Origin of the sequence: Jejudonia soesokkakensis (genome assembly GCF_042664795.1) — a bacterium.
In the GTDB taxonomy this organism is placed as follows: Bacteria; Bacteroidota; Bacteroidia; order Flavobacteriales; family Flavobacteriaceae; genus Jejudonia; species Jejudonia soesokkakensis.
Window position 1 is genome coordinate 209,677 of sequence record NZ_JBHTBN010000002.1, and the last position, 18,735, is coordinate 228,411.

Here is an 18,735-nt window from a genome sequence, read left to right on the forward strand (position 1 = left end):
GTTGCTTTTTTGCTTTTCTTATTTTTACTGAAGCAGATGAAACAGCTATTGCAAAATTTTAAAGAAGAATTTAAAGGTGATTTCCACTTTGATTCTTTGTATACATCTATGTATGCTACTGATGCTTCAGTGTATCGCAAAATACCATTGGCTGTTGCATTTCCAAAAACCAAAGAAGATATAAAACACCTTATCGCATTTGCAACAAAACACAATACTTCATTAATTCCAAGAACTGCAGGTACTTCGCTTGCAGGACAATGTGTAGGTAACGGAATTGTCGTAGATGTATCTAAATATTTTACTAAAATCCTTTCAGTTGACACTAACAACAAGACAGTTACGGTTCAACCTGGGGTGATTCGTGATGAATTAAATGAATTTCTAAAGCCCTACGGAATATTTTTTGGTCCAAATACTTCCACCTCAAACCGATGTATGATAGGTGGCATGGTGGGAAATAACAGTAGTGGAACGACTTCCATAAAATACGGCGTTACGAGAAATAAAGTGCTTGAGATGAAGACACTGCTGTCTGATGGTAGCGAAGTGACCTTTGGTCCGATTTCAAAGGATAATTTTCTTATAAAAGCTTCACAAGAAACCGTAGAAGGAACTATTTATAAAACCTTACACGATTCATTGTCTTCTGAAACAGCTCGCAATGAAATTAAAAGACAGTTTCCCAAGCCAGAAATTCACCGAAGAAATACTGGCTATGCAGTCGACGCTCTGCTGGATATGTCTTTATTTTCTGAAACGAATATTCCTATAAACCTTTGTAGTCTTCTTTGCGGAAGCGAAGGCACACTTGCTTTTACAACTGAAATAACACTTCAGCTAGACGAGTTACCCCCGCAACATTCGGCAATGGTAATTGCACAATACAAATCACTGGAAGATTCTCTGCATGATGTTAACAATGTGATGAAACACGATTTGTATACTTGTGAAATGATGGACAACGTCATCTTGGAACGAACCAAAGAAAACAAAAAATACGAAGCCTATCGTTTTTTCATTGAAGGGAATCCGAAAGCCGTATTAATGCTGGAATTAAGGGCAGGAACAAAATATGATCTTCAGAATCAAGTGGCATCCCTACAACAATCCCTCTTAAATGCTAACCTATCGTATGCACGACCCATTTTATACGGAACCGAAATTGACATGGCGTTAGAGCTACGTAAGGCTGGCTTAGGACTACTGGGGAATATGGTAGGAGATGACAAAGCGGTTGCATGTATTGAGGATACGGCTGTCGCGCTAGAAGATTTACCTGCTTATATCTTAGAATTTTCTGCTTTAATGAAAAAGTATAATCAAGAAGCAGTCTATTACGCACATGCAGGGGCAGGGGAGTTGCATTTACGTCCTATTTTAAACTTAAAGGAAAAAAAAGATATTGCTTTTTTCAGAAAGATCACTACTGAAGTTTCACAATTGGTAAAGAAATACAAGGGGTCTTTCTCTGGCGAACATGGCGACGGAATAGTACGTGCCGAATTTTTGGAAAGTCAGATAGGAACTAAAAACTACCAGTTACTCCAAAAAATTAAAACAGCTTTTGATCCAAATAATATCTTTAATCCTGGAAAAATCGTCAATGCCTATAAAATGGACGAATCGTTGCGATATGACGCCGAGGTTGTAATAGAAGAACCTAAGACACTGATGAATTTTAGTGACTCCCAAGGTATATTACGATTAGCAGAAAAATGTAATGGTAGCGGTGACTGTAGAAAAAGTGCCGAAGCTTCTGGTACGATGTGTCCTAGTTATCAGGCGACCAAAAATGAAAAAGACACAACAAGAGCTCGAGCTAATGTTTTGAGGGAAGTCCTTGCAAATAATGAGGCTGCTAATAAATTCAACTCTAAAGATCTTAAAGCTGTATTTGATCTCTGCATTAGCTGTAAAGCTTGTGGGACTGAGTGTCCAAGCAATGTGGATATGGCAACTGCCAAGGCAGAGTTCTTGTACCAATACCATCAAAACAATAAAGTTTCCAGAGCTGATACATTATTTGGGAAAAGTAGTTATTATAATAAAAAAGCAGCAATGTTTCCGAAGCTAGCTAATGGGTTATTTTCGAATCCAATGACTTCTAGCTGGATCAAAAAATGGAGCGGGGTTGCCACTAATAGGAGTATTCCTAAAGTTTCAACTAATAGTTTTAGTAGATATACTAAGAATATTGAAAAACAGCACATTAAAAATAATAAAGTTAGAAGCGAAGTAGTTTTATTTGTAGATGAATTTAGTAATTATCTGGAATCTGAAATTGCGATAGACACTTACGAACTTTTAGATAGGATAGGGTATAAAATTACCATTATTGATAGCTTGGATAGTGCTCGTGCCTTGTTATCGAAAGGTTTTTTACAAGAAGCAAAAGTTGAAATTAATAAAAATGTTTCAGCATTAAAAACCTTAGTCTCAGAAACTACACCCCTCATTGGCATAGAACCTTCGGCAATTCTTGGTTTTAGAGATGAATATTTACGGTTGGCAAGCGATGAAGCATCAGCCAGAGCTATAGCGAAGAATACGCATTTGATCGAAGAATTTTTAGCTTCCGAAATACAAAAGGGAAATATTACAGCAGACTTATTTACTTCCGAAGAAAAAATCATAAAGATCCACAGTCATTGTCATCAAAAAGCATTGAGCAATCAGAAAGTCACTTTTGATAGTTTAAATTTACCTTTAAATTATAAACCTGTGATTATGACAACCGGTTGTTGCGGAATGGCAGGGAGTTTTGGATATGAACAACAGCATTATGAGGTGAGTATGCAAATTGGAGAATTAAAATTGTTTCCTTTGGTCCGTAAGACCGATAAAAAGTGCATTATTGCTGCCAACGGAACCAGCTGTCGGCACCAGATCAAAGATGGAACGGGACGTGAAGCGTTACATCCAGTAACTATTTTAAGACAAGCGTTGGTATAAATATTCACTTCGCTATAGCAGTAAACAGTTATTCTTTAATTTTTAAGTTTGGGGATTAAAATTTACATTTGTTGAAAAGCAAACAATGGCGGGAAATAGCTTCGGAAAAATTTTTACAATAACCACATTTGGAGAATCTCACGGAGAAGCCATTGGTGGCATTATAGATGGATGCCCTGCGGGTCTTGCTTTAGATTTTGATGCCATTGAAGCCGAAATGCAGCGACGTAAACCTGGTCAATCTGCTATTGTTACACAACGAAAAGAGCCAGACTCGGTAAAATTTCTTTCAGGTATTTTTGAAGGAACCACTACAGGAACACCTATAGGTTTTGTAATTGAAAATACCAATCAAAAGTCCAACGATTACTCCCATATAAAAGATACGTATCGTCCTTCTCATGCCGATTTTACATACGACAAAAAGTACGGAAATCGCGACTATCGTGGGGGCGGAAGATCTTCAGCTAGAGAAACAGCCTGTAGAGTAGTGGCGGGTGCCATTGCAAAGCAGTTGCTTTCAGAAATTAAAATTACAGCATATGTTTCTGGTGTGGGACCGTTGCAATTGGATAAGAAACATCAAGTTTTACAATTTGATACCATCGAGGATAATCCTGTTCGATGCCCAGATCCCGAAATGGCAGTTAGCATGGAAAACTACATTAAGGATATTCGTAAACAGGGAGACACTGTTGGAGGTGTGGTAAGTTGTGTGATTAAAAATGTCCCCATAGGATTGGGGGAGCCAGTATTTGATAAATTACACGCCGCGTTAGGGCAAGCGATGCTATCGATTAATGCTGTAAAAGGTTTTGAATATGGCAGCGGATTCTCTGGTACGAAGATGAAAGGAAGTGAACATAATGATGTCTTTAATCCCGACGGAAGCACACAAACAAATTTTAGCGGCGGAGTCCAAGGAGGAATTAGTAACGGCGAGGACATTTATTTCAATGTTGCGTTTAAACCTGTGGCTACTTTGATGCAAAAGCAACCAACAATTACTTCTGAAGGTGAACAAGTCGAAATGCAGGGAAAAGGAAGACATGATCCGTGTGTTGTACCTAGAGCAGTACCTATTGTTGAAGCCATGGCAGCACTTGTGTTGGCAGATTTTTGGTTACTAAATAAAATATCTAAATTGTCATCTGAATAATTGTAAGCATTTAATAAAGCATCCCGACTTTTCGGGGACTATCTATGAAGAAATTAGCATTACACTGGAAAATTATTATTGGTCTTATACTCGGAGTTTTATGGGCATTAGTGTCTAGTAAATTAGGCTGGAGTCAATTTACCATTGACTGGATTGCTCCTTTTGGGACCATATTTATCAATTTATTGAAATTGATAGCGGTGCCGTTGGTGTTATTTTCAGTGATTAGCGGAGTAGCAAATATTGGAGATCCTGCAAGTCTGGGTAGAATGGGAGGGAAGACACTCTTAGCGTATCTTATTACTACTGTGTTAGCAGTTTCATTAGGATTAACGTTGGTAAATCTTATTAAACCGGGAGCACTGATTGATGAGGATAGTAGGATTGATAATAGAATTAGTTACGAAATCTGGGCAGGAGAACAAGGGTATGAAATTAAAGATGGAATCAATTATCTTCAGGAGCCAGAATATTTAGAACGAGCACAGCGTATTACAGATCTTTCAAAAAGTGAATTACAGGATGCTTCGGTGGCTTCTAAAATGGAGACTGCAAATGAAACCAAAGATGCAGGACCTTTACAGCCCTTGGTGGATATTGTTCCGCAGAACTTTTTTAAGTCGCTTAGTGATAACGGTTTGATGCTTCAGATAATCTTTTTTGCACTTTTCTTCGGAATATGCCTTTTATTCATTCCAAATGAGAAATCAGACCCAGTGACAAAAATTGTCGATAGTATCATGGAGGTCTTTCTTAAAATGGTGGATTTGGTGATGCAGGCAGCCCCCTTTTTTGTATTTGCTTTGTTGGCAGGTGTTGTAAGTAAAATGGCAGGAGATGACATTGGAAAAGTTTATGAAATCTTTAAAGGTCTAAGCTGGTATTCATTAACAGTTGCTTTAGGTCTTGTCTTGATGATATTTATAGTGTACCCACTTATTTTAAAGTTGTTTGTTAAGAAAATTCCATATTCAGGTTTTTTTAAGGCGATAAGTCCTGCACAAACCTTAGCATTCTCAACATCTAGTAGTGCTGCAACCTTACCAGTTACTATGGAATGCGTAGAAGAAAATCTAGGAGTAGATAAAAAGATTACAAGTTTTGTACTTCCTATTGGTGCTACGGTAAATATGGATGGTACTTGTTTATATCAAGCTGTTGCCGTAGTTTTCCTTGCACAATTGCATATGATAGACCTAACTATTACTCAGCAGTTGATTATTGTCGTAACAGCGACCTTAGCTTCTATAGGTTCAGCAGCGGTACCTAGTGCAGGATTGGTCATGTTAATAATTGTATTAGACTCTGTTGGTTTAAATCCGGCTTGGATCGCCATTATTTTCCCTGTAGACCGTATTCTAGATATGATGCGAACTGTGGTAAATGTCACAGGAGATGCAACCGTTTCATCTATAATTGCAAATGGAGAAGGAATGTTACATTATGAAGGACCAAAAGATCCAAGTGATACATTTGATTTAGATTCAGAATAAAAAACTATTATTGGTTTTTCTTCGTATAATATACTGAAGGCTTTGTGATTGTATTATTAGATTTCGTTAATCGATGATACTATTCAGTTAATCGAAAAGTTTTAAATTCATTTAAATAATAATGATTTTCTAACTTTGGTTTAACTTGAAAATAAGTATTTTGCCTTCCCCCCTTCTTATTAAGGACCTCTACTTTCCTATGGTTTAAAACTATAGGTATGATAAGATTTTTGATGATTTTCTTTGTTTTCCTTTGTTGTTTCAATAGTAAAGGACAAGTTGGAATTAATACAATTACTCCAAGTAACGCAGCTGTTTTGGAAGTTGCCAGCTCTCATGATGGAATAAACTTTGGTGGTTTTATGCCCCCTAAAGTTACACTTGCTCAACGTGCATTAATTCCTGTTGGAGTTTTAGATGACGGGTTATTAATATACTTGATTAATGGAACAGAACGCTGTATACAGATGTATAATGCCGGAGATACTGTTTGGGAAAATGTATATTGCCAACCCATAAATGAACGACCGGTGGCAAGTAATGTAACTTTTACTGGCACATTGGTAGTAGGACAAACATTAACTGCAAGTTTCACCTATTCTGATACTGAAGGTGATGCAGAAGGTGCACATATATATACTTGGTATGCTGCAGACGACGCAGCGGGAACCAATGAAACTCAAATTCAATCAGGAATTTTAAACACCTATACATTACTACCTACCGATGATACAAAATTTATCTCAGTAGAGGTAACTCCTATGGCATTGACTGGGTCTTTAACTGGATTTCCGGTACAATCTACGTATCAGGGGCCAGTTGCATTAACACCTCCACCTATAAACCCTTGGATCAATGAAATTCATTATGACAATGCAGGTGGTGATGCTAATGAGGGAGTAGAGATAGCGGGACCATCTGGAACTGATTTAACTGGATGGACAATCGTACTCTATAATGGAGCGAATGGACAAACATATTCGACTATCAATTTGTCAGGGACTATTTCTAATCAGCAAAATGGTTCTGGGACGATTAATTTTCTTGAAACAGGAATTCAGAATGGAGATCCAGATGGCTTAGCATTAGTGGATGATTTGGGTTCGGTAATTCAATTTTTAAGCTATGAAGGTGTTTTTAATGCAACTAATGGACCAGCTAATGGCATGACATCAACAGATATTGGTGTAAGTGAGGGAAGTGGAACAGCTTCACAATCCATGCAATTACAAGGTAGTGGAAATCAATATTCAGATTTTACCTGGGCTGCAGATATTGCTGAAACTAGGGGATTAGTTAATACAGGACAAACTTTTACTCCTTAGAAATGAAAAAAATTACATTTATATTTTTCTTGATTAACTCGGTTGGTTTTTCCCAAATAGGAATAAACACTGAAACGCCTTCTAGCGCTGCAGTACTTCACTTGGAAGCTTCAAATTTTGGAACAACTACTATGGGAGGTTATCTAATGCCGGTGGTAACTGAAGCTCAAAGAGATGATATTCCTGTTACTACAACTAGTGATGCAGATGATGGATTGCAATTATTTTTAAATGATCCTATAACTGGAAAAAAATGCTGGCAGGTATATGATTCATTTGCGCAACTATGGCGTGATATTTATTGTACCGAGGGTGGTACTATGCCTGTTTGTGCTTCAAATCCTATAGTTCTATACCAAGAAGATTTTGAGAGTTATGCAGAGGATACAGGTGTTACTGGAGCTAGTTCATCTAATGGCGATTATCCTTCGGGGGTATCCAAATGGACATTAACGAGTTTTACAGCGTTTGGCAGTAATACACCTGCACTTCCCGGTACGCTATCCAATGCAGACGATTATGGTTTGGTTCAAAATGGTGAATTAGTGTTTAGAGATACCAATGGTACTTTTAGATTTGAAACACAAGCTATTGATATTTCTGGCTATAGTGATATTTTAATTTCTATGGATATTAGAGAGGAAGGCCCTATGGATTATGCTGGTGAATCGTCTGGGTCTGGGGGTCCAGATCATATCGATGATTTTAGTTGTGGTGAAACAATTTCAGATTATTTGGATATTGAGTATTCTACAGATGGAGGATCTAGTTATACTGAGATTCCAAATTATACCACTTATGGGAACTCAGATCATACCTTTAATAATAATTTGCCTGTTGGGGTCGTTAATTTTTCAGCATCAGGAATTAGTGGCACAAGTCTTATAGTAAGAGTACGATTACAAAACTGGGCTTCGAATGAATACTGGTTTTTAGATAATATTAGAGTAACCTGTAATTAAATATTCTATCAATTTTCCCGCAACGGCTTTGCTACCGTTGTTATTCAGTTAAGCTTTTCAGAATTCCTTTATATTCAAAGGCATAATTTATATTTTTGTTTTTCTAAAACCAACCTTTATGAATGTTTGCTTTATTATGTATCCTTGGGATGAAATGGACCCCGAAAATGATTCAACGCTTGCCATGATACAGGAATTTGCCAAACGTGGGCATGGAATCGCTATTACAACGCCAGCAAATCTAACCATACGTGATAGTGTCGCATTTGCATTTTCAAGATGTTTAAAACGCGCTGAGAAAATATCCAATAACCTAAAGTCATTTCATAACAAAGCACAATTTTATGACGAAATGCTTCCTTTAGTAGGTTTTGATGTCATCGTTTTACGTAGTAATCCGCCCCTTGACATGATTATGTTAAATTTTTTGGACAGTGTAAAGGACGAAGTATTTATCATGAATGATCTCGACGGAATACGACGTGCCAATAATAAACTATATACAGCAGTTTTTGAAGATGAAAACAATGATTTTATCCCACGAACCCATGTAACAAAAAACAAAGAATACTTAAAAAATATCATCAAAGAAGGGCCAGACAAAATGATACTGAAGCCTCTTAATGGCTATGGTGGCTCTGGGGTAATCTTAATTGAAAAGAGTGCTATGAAAAGTATCAACTCTCTTTTGGACTTTTATATCGATAACAAAGATGGTACTTCAAACTATGTCATCCTCCAAGATTATATTGAAGGGGCAGATCAAGGCGATGTTAGAATATTACTTTTAAATGGTCAACCTATAGGCGCTATGAAGCGTGTTCCTGGCGAAGAAGACCACAGAAGCAATGTAAGTGCTGGTGGTACCGTGCAAAAACATAATTTAACCCAACAGGAAAAAGAACTATGCCGCCGTATTGGCCCAAAATTAGTCAAAGATGGACTCTATTTCTGCGGTATTGATGTGATTGGAGGAATGCTGGTAGAGGTCAACGTAATGTCTCCTGGTGGAATCACCTACATGAACAAAGTATATAAGACACGTATTCAAGAAAAAATCATTGATTTCGTAGAAGATAAAGTTCAAGAACGAGTGAATGCATTTGAAAGAAGAACAAAACATCGCAAACATGTAAAGGATGCCTAGTTGTGAGTTATCATTTTGAACAAAAAAGAGATAGTAAACTATCCAAATAAATAATAATGCAAAGATTAGCAGTTTCAGAAATACTACAGAAAATTAAGAATGAAGAAATCTTCGAAGCGGTTGCTGAAGATTATTCATTCACTCTCAAGATCGATGACTATGTTCCTTACGTATGCGGAGCAGTGCATGACGGACATCAATTTAGAAAGGAATTATGGGAAAATTGCCTGCATACTGAGTATGAACGCTGGTTTGAAGAAGATCCTTGCACAAAGGAATTTGTAAAAACACATCCCATTGTCATTGCGGGTTGTGATAGCCGATTTGAATACGACCTCAATCGCGATCCCGAAAATGCAATTTACGAAGATGCCTGGGGCAAAAAACTGTGGAAAAATCCGTTGGGTCCACGACACCACAAGCAAAGTATGGCAAAACATGCAACATTTTACAGTGTGGTACATGCCTTAATCTCTAAACTCGAAGAAAAATTTGGAGCTTTGGTAGTCTATGACATGCACAGTTATAACTGGCGTCGCTGGGAACGAGAGGTGCCCGTAATCAATTTGGGAACTTCAAATATAGACATTGATCGTTTTGGAGATTCTGTGAACGAATGGAGTACATCACTTTCAGCATTAAAACTTCCAAATGATATCGAAGCTACAACCGGTATTAATGATACATTTCAAGGGAATGGGTATTTTTTAAAATTTATTACTGAAAACTTTCAGAACACTTTAGTATTGGCCACCGAATTTAAAAAAATCTATTGTGATGAGTTACGACAGCTTATCTTTCCAGAAGTTGTTTCAGCCATTGAACAACAGCTTCAGCAAAAAATAAAAGAGCATGCAACTGCTTTTTATAAGACCTATTCCAGTTAAACTCCCATCCTTTTTGTAGGAAATTGTAAATTTGCACCATGGCTACTCCAGAAGCAATCATTGAAACACACCCCAACCTCTTTAAGATAGATCATACGCTTAATAAACTCGTACAACGCATCGAGTTATTAAATTATGTCAATCCTATAAATATTGAAAGTGAGAAGAAGAATTTCTTTTCATCAAAATATAATATCAATCCAAATTTTAAATATCGAAAAATTGATTTTAATGCTCATGAGCTTCAGCAAGCTTTATTTTCACAAAATATAGATTCTATAAAAGACGATACCTCCCGAGCTTTTTACAGGGATGTAATTTACGATTATTCTGGACTCATCCAATGTATTGAAACGATAGGTCAGGGAAAAAAATTCTACTTTAATGCCTTGAAATCATTTGGAACGCCAACCGATAAAGATGTAGAAAATGCACAATTTATATTACATTTTGAAGACGAAGAATATGACTCTGAGATGTTTCCGATCTTTTCTGCGGAAGAAGCTGCGGATTTTTTTATGGAATTTGTAAAAAAATACGACTTTAGTTTTAATATTAAATACTCGAACAAAATCTCTGCGGCTGCGATGGTACAAAACAATACGCAGACTCTATTATTAAAGAAAAACCACCGGTATAGTGCGAACCAGTTAAAAGTACTCGCCAATCATGAAATTGGGGTTCATTTAGTCACTACCTTTAATGGTCTCAATCAGTCGTTAAAAATCTTCCATAACGGATTTCCAAACAATGTTGAAACACAGGAAGGCCTTGCTGTTTTTTCAGAATATATGAGCGGTTGTCTAACCTTGTATCGCTTAAAGGAACTATCGTATCGCGTGATGGCTGCCGATAGTTTACGAAAAGGGTTTAGTTTTTGTGACACCTTCGATTTATTACATAATCAATACAAATTAAACAGAGAAGAATCGTACACAATTAGCTTGAGAGCGCATAGAGGTGGCGGATTCACAAAAGATTATATGTACCTCACAGGCTTAAAAAAGGTATATGATTTATTTAGAGCGAAAAAAGATCTAAACCCTCTAATGGCAGGTAAAGTTGCGATAGAAAATTCACATATTGTTCCTAAGTGGATTGAAGAAGGACTGGCACAGCCAAATAGGTATGCAAATTACGCGTTCAAAAAAAGTGAAAACAAGAATACCAAACTTGACTTTATTCTTCAGAATTTAAAATAATTATAAAAACTTTTGCTTTAATTCAGGCGTGGGGATCATACAACTTTCTTTCTTACCATACCATTTGTAGCGATTTTTGGCTATATAGTCATACACTGCATTTCGAATAAATTTAGGTACAATCATGAATCCGTATAAAATAGGGTAGAAGCCACTCATGTATTTGGCAGCTCTCAAAGCTGCGCTCGATTTGACATAGGCTTTCCCGTTGTCTATTAGGATGATAGAATCGGTTTCTTTAGGATCTATATGGTATTTTTGTAATAGCGAGACACCAGGTTCCTCCTGTAATGCTGCAAATCGAAAAACATCGTTCTTATCACGCTTTATTAAAAAGGTAACAGAGGTATTGCAGAGATTGCAAACCCCATCAAAGAGCACTATTTTGTGATTTTTTTCCATTCTTACTGAATATTGCTGCCTAAACTCACACCTTTTCTAACTCAATTAGACTCACATCTGCCGTAAACATACCGTAATTGACTTTTGCTTTTTGTTTCTCGATGGTATCAATAGTTCCAATAGCTCTACCATCAATCATTCGTACTCTATCACCTACTTTTAATGCTACTTTTGGTTTTGGTGGTGGTACTTTTTTGGCTTCCGCTTTTTCTTTACGTTTCTTTTTACGAATAACAGCCACTTTCTGTTCTACCTCCTGTTTAACTTCGTGTTTTTTCTTTTTTACTGCTTTTTTTTCTTTAGGAGCGATCTTTTTTCGTTTGCTGTTTTCGGTCATCACAAGCTTGAAAAGTTCTTCCATGAGTGGCTTTTTCTGCTTGTTGTTAAAGTATTTTTCTGAAAGCACATCAAATTTACGACCTAAACTAATCAATTTCTGATTTGCATCATATAATTCCTGATAGCTCTCTAGTTTTTCCTGAACTCTGCTGTTAATTTCCTCCAATTGCTTGCTTTCTTCTGCTGCTTTTTGTGCCGAAGTTTTCATGCTTTCTGAAGTCTTTCGCAACTTACTTCGCTCTTTCTGAAGATTCGCAATCGTCTTATCAAACCGAACCTTTCCGCGTTCAATTTTTTTCTTTGATTTGTTGATTAGGCTATAAGGAATCCCATTCTTTTGCGCGACCTCAAAGGTAAATGAGCTACCGGCTTCCCCTAGCTGTAATTGATACAGTGGTGCCAGATTTCGCGCATCAAACTGCATATTGGCGTTTACAGCATGGGGCAATTCGGTGGCTAGTAATTTTAGATTGGTATAATGAGTAGTGATGATACCAAAGGCTTCACGTTCATAAAATACTTCGAGAAAGGTTTCAGCTAAGGCACCTCCCAATTCAGGATCACTTCCTGTACCAAATTCATCGATCAGGAACAATGTATCACTGTTGCATTTCCGAAGAAATTGATTCATCTTTTTTAGTCGGTAGCTATACGTACTTAAATGATTTTCAATCGACTGATTGTCACCTATGTCGGTAAGAATCCGTTCAAAAAAACAAAATTCACTTTGAGGGTCACAAGGTACCAGCAAACCACTTTGCAACATAACCTGAAGCAGGCCTACTGTTTTAAGTGTGATACTCTTTCCGCCGGCATTTGGCCCAGAAATTACTATAATTCGTTTTTCTGGTGCTAATTCTATCGTCTGTGGAAAGGTCTTTTCTTTTCGTTTGTTATTTGCGGCTAGCAAAATAGGGTGATAGGCATCCTTTAAATAGGTGCGCTTCTCTTTTGCAAGTAATGGTAAAATTCCGTTAATGCTTAAAGCATATTTGGCCTTTGCATATAAGGTATCAATCTTGATTAAATATTTTTGAAATCCTTTTAAAATTGATTGATAAGGTCTGATGTATTCGGTTAGAGCTTTGAGAATTCTTTTAATCTCTTCGCGTTCTTCGTGAATAAGGTTGCTTAATTCGTTAGCAAATTCAAGGGTTTCCTGTGGTTCCATATAGACGATGCTTCCCGTCTTACTACTTCCTAAAACAGTACCATTGATTTTCTTTCGATACATGGATTTAACAGCAAGTACACGTCGATTATCGACAACGGTCTCCCGTATATCATCAAGATAGTCAGCTTGAGAATACCTGCTTAATGCTTTGCTGAAAGAGGAATTGATTTGTGACTTTACGCTAACCAATCTTCTTCGTATGGCTGAAAGCTCCGAAGATGCATCATCTCTTACCTCTCCATATTTGTCGAGTACTTTCTGAATTTCTTCAGCAATCAATGCAGTGAATTGAACTTTTTCTGAAAATGAATTGAGTTCAATGTAAAACTCCTCAAATTTTTTAAAGAAACTTCGTAGATTTCGAGTGGTTTCAGAAATGCTTAAGATTCGTCTAAAGCCTGAAACTTCGAGGGTACTGTTTTCAATCTCCAGTAAATGTAATTCCTTGAAGATAGGTTCAAATCCGTGGTTAGGAATTCGATTATCACCATTAAGTGATACTTTAAATTCTTTAAGTCGCAATAACTCCTTTTCAACCTTCAATTTTTTTGTATAAGGAACAATCGACAATACATTTTCCTTACCTGGTTCGGTACTGCAATAGTCTGCCACTTGCTGTAAAACAATGTGAAATTCTAAATCTTCTAAGGTCTTTGAGTGAATCTTTGTCATTATAAATTCTTGTCGGAACAGGAATTGTTATTTTTATACAAAAATACGAATTATGGATGTAAAAATTGAAGCAAGTTGGAAGGATGAATTGCAATCTGAATTTCATAAAGAGTACTTTACAAATCTCATTCAATTTGTAAAGAATGAATATATTTCACACAGATGCTACCCTCCTGGAAGCGAGATCTTTTCGGCTTTTGACCATACGCCATTTGATAAAGTAAAAGTCGTATTATTAGGACAGGATCCGTATCACGGGCCAGGTCAAGCCAACGGATTGTGTTTTTCGGTAAAAGATGGTGTACCGTTTCCTCCTTCGCTTCAGAATATTTTTAGAGAAATTGAATCTGATATTAATCGGGATATCCCGAAGAGCGGAAATCTCGATCGCTGGGCAGCACAGGGCGTTTTATTACTTAATGCTACACTTACGGTAAGAGCGCATCAAGCTGGAAGTCATCAAAGAAAAGGATGGGAGCAATTTACAGATGCTGTAATTTCAAAGCTTTCCGAAAAGAGAGCAGGAATAGTTTTTTTACTATGGGGCGGTTATGCGAAAAAAAAAGGAGCCAAAATAGATACATCAAAGCACCATGTGCTTGAAAGTGGACATCCTTCTCCGTTAAGTGCCAATAGAGGGTATTGGTTTAATAATAAACATTTTAGTAAAACAAATGAACTGCTTACAGCAATGGGAAAAGCACCGATTGATTGGTAGCTAAATATTAGAAATAAAAAAAGGCAATTTGCCTATGATATTTATAGAACCATTTATAAATGGTTTTTTTGATCCTACTGAGGATAGTTATATTAAACTATTCGTCTTCAGGTAATTCAGTATCGGCATCGTTACAACTAAACTGTAGAATTAGAAAGTTAGTAACCAGTAAGCCTCCTAAAATGAATAAAAATGTGATCATAATCTTACTTTTTACAGTAGTAAGATGCATGGATTAGGAGAGGGTTGCGTAAAGTCGCTATAAAATTGTTACATTTTTTATACCCTTGGAAATTAACTTTACTATTTCCAGATAATATCCTGTGAATCAACCTTTTTTTCAATCAAATCTAATTGTACTAACTTTTCTTGGATATAGTCAACCTGTTTTTCTGTTAGATTTTTCTGACTCCACTCGGTTAATGACAACCATTGCTGTACATCTTCTAGTTCTAATTGGTATCGATTGGCAATCATTTTATCAATCATTGGAATGTTCTTAAAATCAATGGTGGTATTGTTGATAATACGTAATATAGTCTTAATACTTTCTGGATCTTTTTCTAATATCTCATTTCGTACCGCAATGACAAAGCAAGGCCAAGGAGTAGGGCATTCGTCTATGAGACGAAAGGTACCATTGTCTACATGGGGCTTGGTCATAAATTTTTCCCACATAAAGTAATCTCCGTTTCCTTCAGGTAAATTTTCTAGGGCTCCTTGTAAATTTTTTATAACCGTAAAATCAAGGTCTTTATCGGTATCCCAGCCTTGATTTTCAGCATTGACATACGCCATTAAGTGAGATCCAGAACCAAACCTGCTAATTGCAGCCTGGGTTCCTTTAAGATCGTCTAATGTTGTATACGATGAATTCTCGGCAACATGAATTCCCCAAATTAAAGGGGTATTTACAAATACCTGTACAATCTTGCAGGGATTTCCATTGACAATATCACGAATGATCCCTTCGGTTAAGATAACAGCCATGTCAATTTCACCCTCCCGCAACGCTTTACACATTTGTCCAGTTCCGCCATGATAGTCTGACCAGCGTAGATTAATATCATGCGAATGGTATTCTTTATTTTTTAGTGTCAAATACCAGGGCAGATTAAAATGCTCTGGAACACCACCTATCTTATACTTTTTCAATCTATGGCTGTTTTAAAACGTTGCTTGATTTTATTTTGATATCGTTTCTGAAGTGCTGAATAGCCTAGACTGTCCATAAGATTTTCAGTTACATTCATTGCATTAAGATACAATTTTGTTTTTTCTTTTTCTGAAGTATAGAACGAAAATTGTACGTCTTCTATAACTTCATTATCCAACGTGAGCTCATCTACTATATAATACCGATACTCATGTTTCTTTTCTGAATATTCTGCAGCTGAAAAATGATGGAGTTCCTTGATCAAAAGTGAGTCTTTTCTAACCAAAATTGATTCATTCTTTAGCTTTTTAAGTATTATTTGCTCATCTTCTGAAATTTTTAAACTCGTATTGAAACGCAAATTCCCTGACGATTCAGTAAAATAGTGACTTTTAGGTGGAGAGGTCGCCATAAACACCACAGTTGCGATTATTATTAAAGTAAATTGAGGTATTTTTTGAAATATTTCTATAGAAGAATTTTTATTCTTGATCCAATATAACACTATATATGAAAAGGGGAGAACCGCTATTACAAACAAATCTGTATAATCGACCACCCTTGTAATGCCTATGGGTGCAAACTGATTGTAAAGATCAATACATCCATCAGAAATTGGGAGTTTCCAGAAAACAAAAAACAAGACAGTAAAAAGGATATTTTGTTTTATATACTTCGGAAAGAAATAACTCAGAAAAAACGGCAGAATAAAGACACCAGCAACATCACTAAGTTTTCCTGTAAACCAGTTTCCGTAGGTTTCTTTTAAAAAATGGTCATTAAAAAATAAAAGCATCAAGCCAATTATAAAGAAATGGTTGAATATGTATTTCGCTTCAAACTTCATTTTTTAACCAACGTATCAAGAGTTTTAAGTATTAGTTTATTTACAATCGCTCTAGGATTTTTACTAAATGTACCATTGGCTCTGTTAGCTAGGATAGCATTTAATGAAATGGCTCTGTGACCTAATAAGGCTGCCATGCCATAAATTCCTGAAGTTTCCATCTCAAGATTCGTTATTTTAACTCCTTTATATTCAAAATTTTCTAGTTTGGCATTAAGATTGGCATCTTCCGTTTTAAGTCGTAATACGCGCCCCTGCGGTCCATAAAAACCAACATTAGTAGCGGTTGTGCCTTTACTAAAACCTTCAGTTGAAAAAGTTTGGATCAAATTAGCATCTCCTGAAACAACATAGGGTTTAGATTTGTTAGAGTTCCAATTTGTGTGTTTTACAAGTGCTTCTGAAAATTGATTGTCAAGGAAGTCTGTGTTTCCGTAGAAATGTAGCAAATTATCAAAACCTATTGCGCTTTCAGAAATAAGAAAACTATCTACTGGAATATTATGTTGTATGGATCCAGAAGTACCTATTCGAACGAATGAAAGTTGTGTATGTTTTTCTTTAATGATCCTTTTCTCAAAATCAATATTCACTAAGGCATCCAATTCGTTAAAAACGATATCGATATTATCGGTTCCAATTCCTGTGGAAATTACGGTAAGACGCTTTCCTTTATAAGTGCCTGTATGGGTTTTAAATTCTCGTTTATGAATAGCTACTTCAATAGAGTCAAAATGTTGTGATACATCAACTACACGATCTGGATCTCCTACAGTAATGATCGTTGTAGCAATATCCTCTGGCTTTAAATTGAGATGATAAATACTACCGTCTTCGTTCAAAATAAGTTCGCTAGATGCGAGGGATTGATTTTTCAAAATGAGTTGCTGCTTTTGGTTAGTGAATACTGAGAGCTATAGTTATCCGCCAACACGCTTGGTTTTAAATCCTTTATCTTGGAGAAATTCCATAATTCTATCACGATAATCTCCTTGAATGATGATCTGTTCGTTCTTAAAACTACCGCCAACACCAAGAAGTTGTTTAATTTCTTTTGCTAATTGCTTAAAATCACTATTGGCTCCAGTATACCCTTCAATTATGGTGATAGGCTTGCCTTTTCGTTTTTCGTATTTACAAATAAGTGGATCGTCCTGTAGCCAGAGGTTTAATTCTTCTGAAACTTCTTTAGCTTCTGAAGGCTTATGATCTGGAAATAAATTTTGTAACTGGTCCTGTAAATCCATACTATGTCCGCAAAAGTGGCTTAGATTTTAGATAGAATTCTGAATTATTTTTTAATAAGTCCTATTTCTACCAATCGCTGGTGTAAAAATTCTCCAGCAGTAATATCTTCATAGGCTTTTCCGTGTTCTGGATCAATACATTCTTCTAGGCAGTTCAATTTCATATCACTACGAGGGTGCATAAAGAAGGGTATTGAATACCTTGGTTTTCCCCATTCTTCTTTAGGTGGATTAACCACTCGGTGTATGGTTGAACGCAGTTTATTATTGGTATGACGTTCTAACATGTCGCCAACATTGATGACAAGTTCATCGTCATTAGGAATAGCATCAATCCATTCACCATCGGTTCTCAACACTTGAAGTCCGCCAGACGATGCTCCCATTAATAGAGTAATAAGATTGATATCTCCATGTGCGCCCGCCCGAACAGCACCTTTAGGTTCTGTGGTAATTGGAGGGTAGTGGATAGGTCTTAGAATACTATTCCCGTTGGTGGCCCAATGGTCAAAATAATGTTCATCGATACCAATATATAATGCTAAAGCTCTAAGTACATAGATACCCGTCTTTTCAAGCATTCGATAGGCTTCCATCCCAGTTTTATTGAAATCGGGAAGTTCATCTACAATCACATTATCAGGATATTCGTCAATAAGATTAGCATCTTCAGAAGGTTCCTGACCAAAATGCCAGAATTCTTTTAAGTCACCTTCTTTTTTACCTTTAGCATGCTCTTTCCCAAATGATACATAGCCTCTTTGCCCACCAAGTCCCGGAATTTCATATCCTTTTTTAGTTTCTTCAGGCAACGCAAAAAATGCTTTAATTTCTTTATAAAGTTCTTCGACAAGTTCATCACTTAAAAAATGATTTTTAAGAGAAACAAAACCTATTTCTTCGTAGGCTTTTCCTATTTCATTTACGAATTTCTGCTTTCTGCTAGGATCATCACTTAGAAAATCTGCAAGATCTACACTTGGTATATTGTTCATAATCGTATAAATTAACCATGCAAAGATACCAAATAATGCGGTATTCAGAAACTGA

The 18,735-nt window shown here is 36.4% G+C and carries 16 protein-coding genes; 9 read left to right on the forward strand and 7 right to left on the reverse strand.

Features of this window, described 5'->3' with window-relative positions:
• Positions 1-36 precede the first annotated feature (36 nt).
• The 8 genes from ACFQO1_RS05585 to ACFQO1_RS05620 all read left to right on the forward strand — a co-directional run bounded on the left by ACFQO1_RS05585 (position 37) and on the right by ACFQO1_RS05620 (position 11,130).
• Positions 37-2,955: an FAD-binding and (Fe-S)-binding domain-containing protein gene (locus ACFQO1_RS05585; protein WP_380216996.1), complete on the forward strand. Its 2,919-nt coding sequence runs from the start codon at positions 37-39 to the stop codon at positions 2,953-2,955.
• Positions 2,956-3,040: 85 nt separating this feature from the next.
• Complete coding sequence (gene aroC, locus ACFQO1_RS05590) at positions 3,041-4,114, forward strand: chorismate synthase (RefSeq protein WP_380216997.1); 1,074 nt, start codon at positions 3,041-3,043, stop codon at positions 4,112-4,114.
• A 44-nt stretch (positions 4,115-4,158) separates the two neighbouring features.
• A complete protein-coding gene (locus ACFQO1_RS05595; RefSeq protein WP_380216998.1) occupies positions 4,159-5,607 on the forward strand; it encodes a dicarboxylate/amino acid:cation symporter in 1,449 nt (482 codons plus the stop codon).
• Between the two features lie 218 nt (positions 5,608-5,825).
• Entirely contained in the window at positions 5,826-6,932 is a 1,107-nt protein-coding gene (locus ACFQO1_RS05600; RefSeq protein WP_380216999.1) for a hypothetical protein, read from the forward strand.
• A 2-nt stretch (positions 6,933-6,934) separates the two neighbouring features.
• Entirely contained in the window at positions 6,935-7,894 is a 960-nt protein-coding gene (locus ACFQO1_RS05605; protein ID WP_380217000.1) for a hypothetical protein, read from the forward strand.
• A gap of 118 nt (positions 7,895-8,012) precedes the next feature.
• Complete coding sequence (gene gshB, locus ACFQO1_RS05610; RefSeq protein ID WP_380217001.1) at positions 8,013-9,041, forward strand: glutathione synthase; 1,029 nt, start codon at positions 8,013-8,015, stop codon at positions 9,039-9,041.
• A 56-nt stretch (positions 9,042-9,097) separates the two neighbouring features.
• On the forward strand, positions 9,098-9,928 hold the full coding sequence (locus ACFQO1_RS05615) for an N-formylglutamate amidohydrolase (RefSeq protein ID WP_380217002.1): 831 nt from the start codon (positions 9,098-9,100) through the stop codon (positions 9,926-9,928).
• A 38-nt stretch (positions 9,929-9,966) separates the two neighbouring features.
• Positions 9,967-11,130: a flavohemoglobin expression-modulating QEGLA motif protein gene (locus ACFQO1_RS05620; protein WP_380217003.1), complete on the forward strand. Its 1,164-nt coding sequence runs from the start codon at positions 9,967-9,969 to the stop codon at positions 11,128-11,130.
• Here ACFQO1_RS05620 and ACFQO1_RS05625 read toward each other — a convergent pair whose 3' ends face one another.
• Together ACFQO1_RS05625 and ACFQO1_RS05630 are read right to left on the reverse strand one after the other, a co-directional pair.
• Positions 11,131-11,532 carry a thiol-disulfide oxidoreductase DCC family protein gene (locus ACFQO1_RS05625; protein WP_380217004.1) on the reverse strand — a complete coding sequence of 134 codons (402 nt, stop codon included), beginning with the start codon at positions 11,530-11,532 and terminating at the stop codon, positions 11,131-11,133.
• A 25-nt stretch (positions 11,533-11,557) separates the two neighbouring features.
• On the reverse strand, positions 11,558-13,717 hold the full coding sequence (locus ACFQO1_RS05630) for an endonuclease MutS2 (protein ID WP_380217005.1): 2,160 nt from the start codon (positions 13,715-13,717) through the stop codon (positions 11,558-11,560).
• Positions 13,718-13,769: 52 nt separating this feature from the next.
• Here ACFQO1_RS05630 and ung point away from each other — a divergent pair, with 52 nt between their 5' ends.
• Positions 13,770-14,435, forward strand: a complete 666-nt coding sequence (gene ung / locus ACFQO1_RS05635; protein ID WP_380217006.1) for a uracil-DNA glycosylase — start codon at positions 13,770-13,772, stop codon at positions 14,433-14,435.
• A gap of 303 nt (positions 14,436-14,738) precedes the next feature.
• On the opposite strand, the gene ACFQO1_RS05640 is transcribed toward ung, so the two are convergent.
• Genes ACFQO1_RS05640 through ACFQO1_RS05660 form a run of 5 tightly spaced genes read right to left on the reverse strand, consistent with a single transcriptional unit; the run spans position 14,739 to position 18,680 of the window.
• The gene (locus ACFQO1_RS05640) at positions 14,739-15,590 is read right to left on the reverse strand and encodes a substrate-binding domain-containing protein (protein WP_380217007.1); all 852 of its coding nucleotides are present in this window, start codon (positions 15,588-15,590) and stop codon (positions 14,739-14,741) included.
• Positions 15,587-16,438, reverse strand: a complete 852-nt coding sequence (locus ACFQO1_RS05645) for a hypothetical protein (RefSeq protein WP_380217008.1) — start codon at positions 16,436-16,438, stop codon at positions 15,587-15,589. Before ACFQO1_RS05645 ends, ACFQO1_RS05640 begins: the two co-directional genes overlap by 4 nt.
• The gene (locus tag ACFQO1_RS05650) at positions 16,435-17,316 is read right to left on the reverse strand and encodes a nucleoside phosphorylase (RefSeq protein WP_380217009.1); all 882 of its coding nucleotides are present in this window, start codon (positions 17,314-17,316) and stop codon (positions 16,435-16,437) included. Before ACFQO1_RS05650 ends, ACFQO1_RS05645 begins: the two co-directional genes overlap by 4 nt.
• Positions 17,317-17,358: 42 nt before the next feature.
• Complete coding sequence (locus ACFQO1_RS05655) at positions 17,359-17,685, reverse strand: translation initiation factor (protein WP_380217010.1); 327 nt, start codon at positions 17,683-17,685, stop codon at positions 17,359-17,361.
• 44 nt (positions 17,686-17,729) lie between these two features.
• Complete coding sequence (locus ACFQO1_RS05660; RefSeq protein ID WP_380217011.1) at positions 17,730-18,680, reverse strand: isopenicillin N synthase family dioxygenase; 951 nt, start codon at positions 18,678-18,680, stop codon at positions 17,730-17,732.
• Positions 18,681-18,735: the final 55 nt, after the last annotated feature.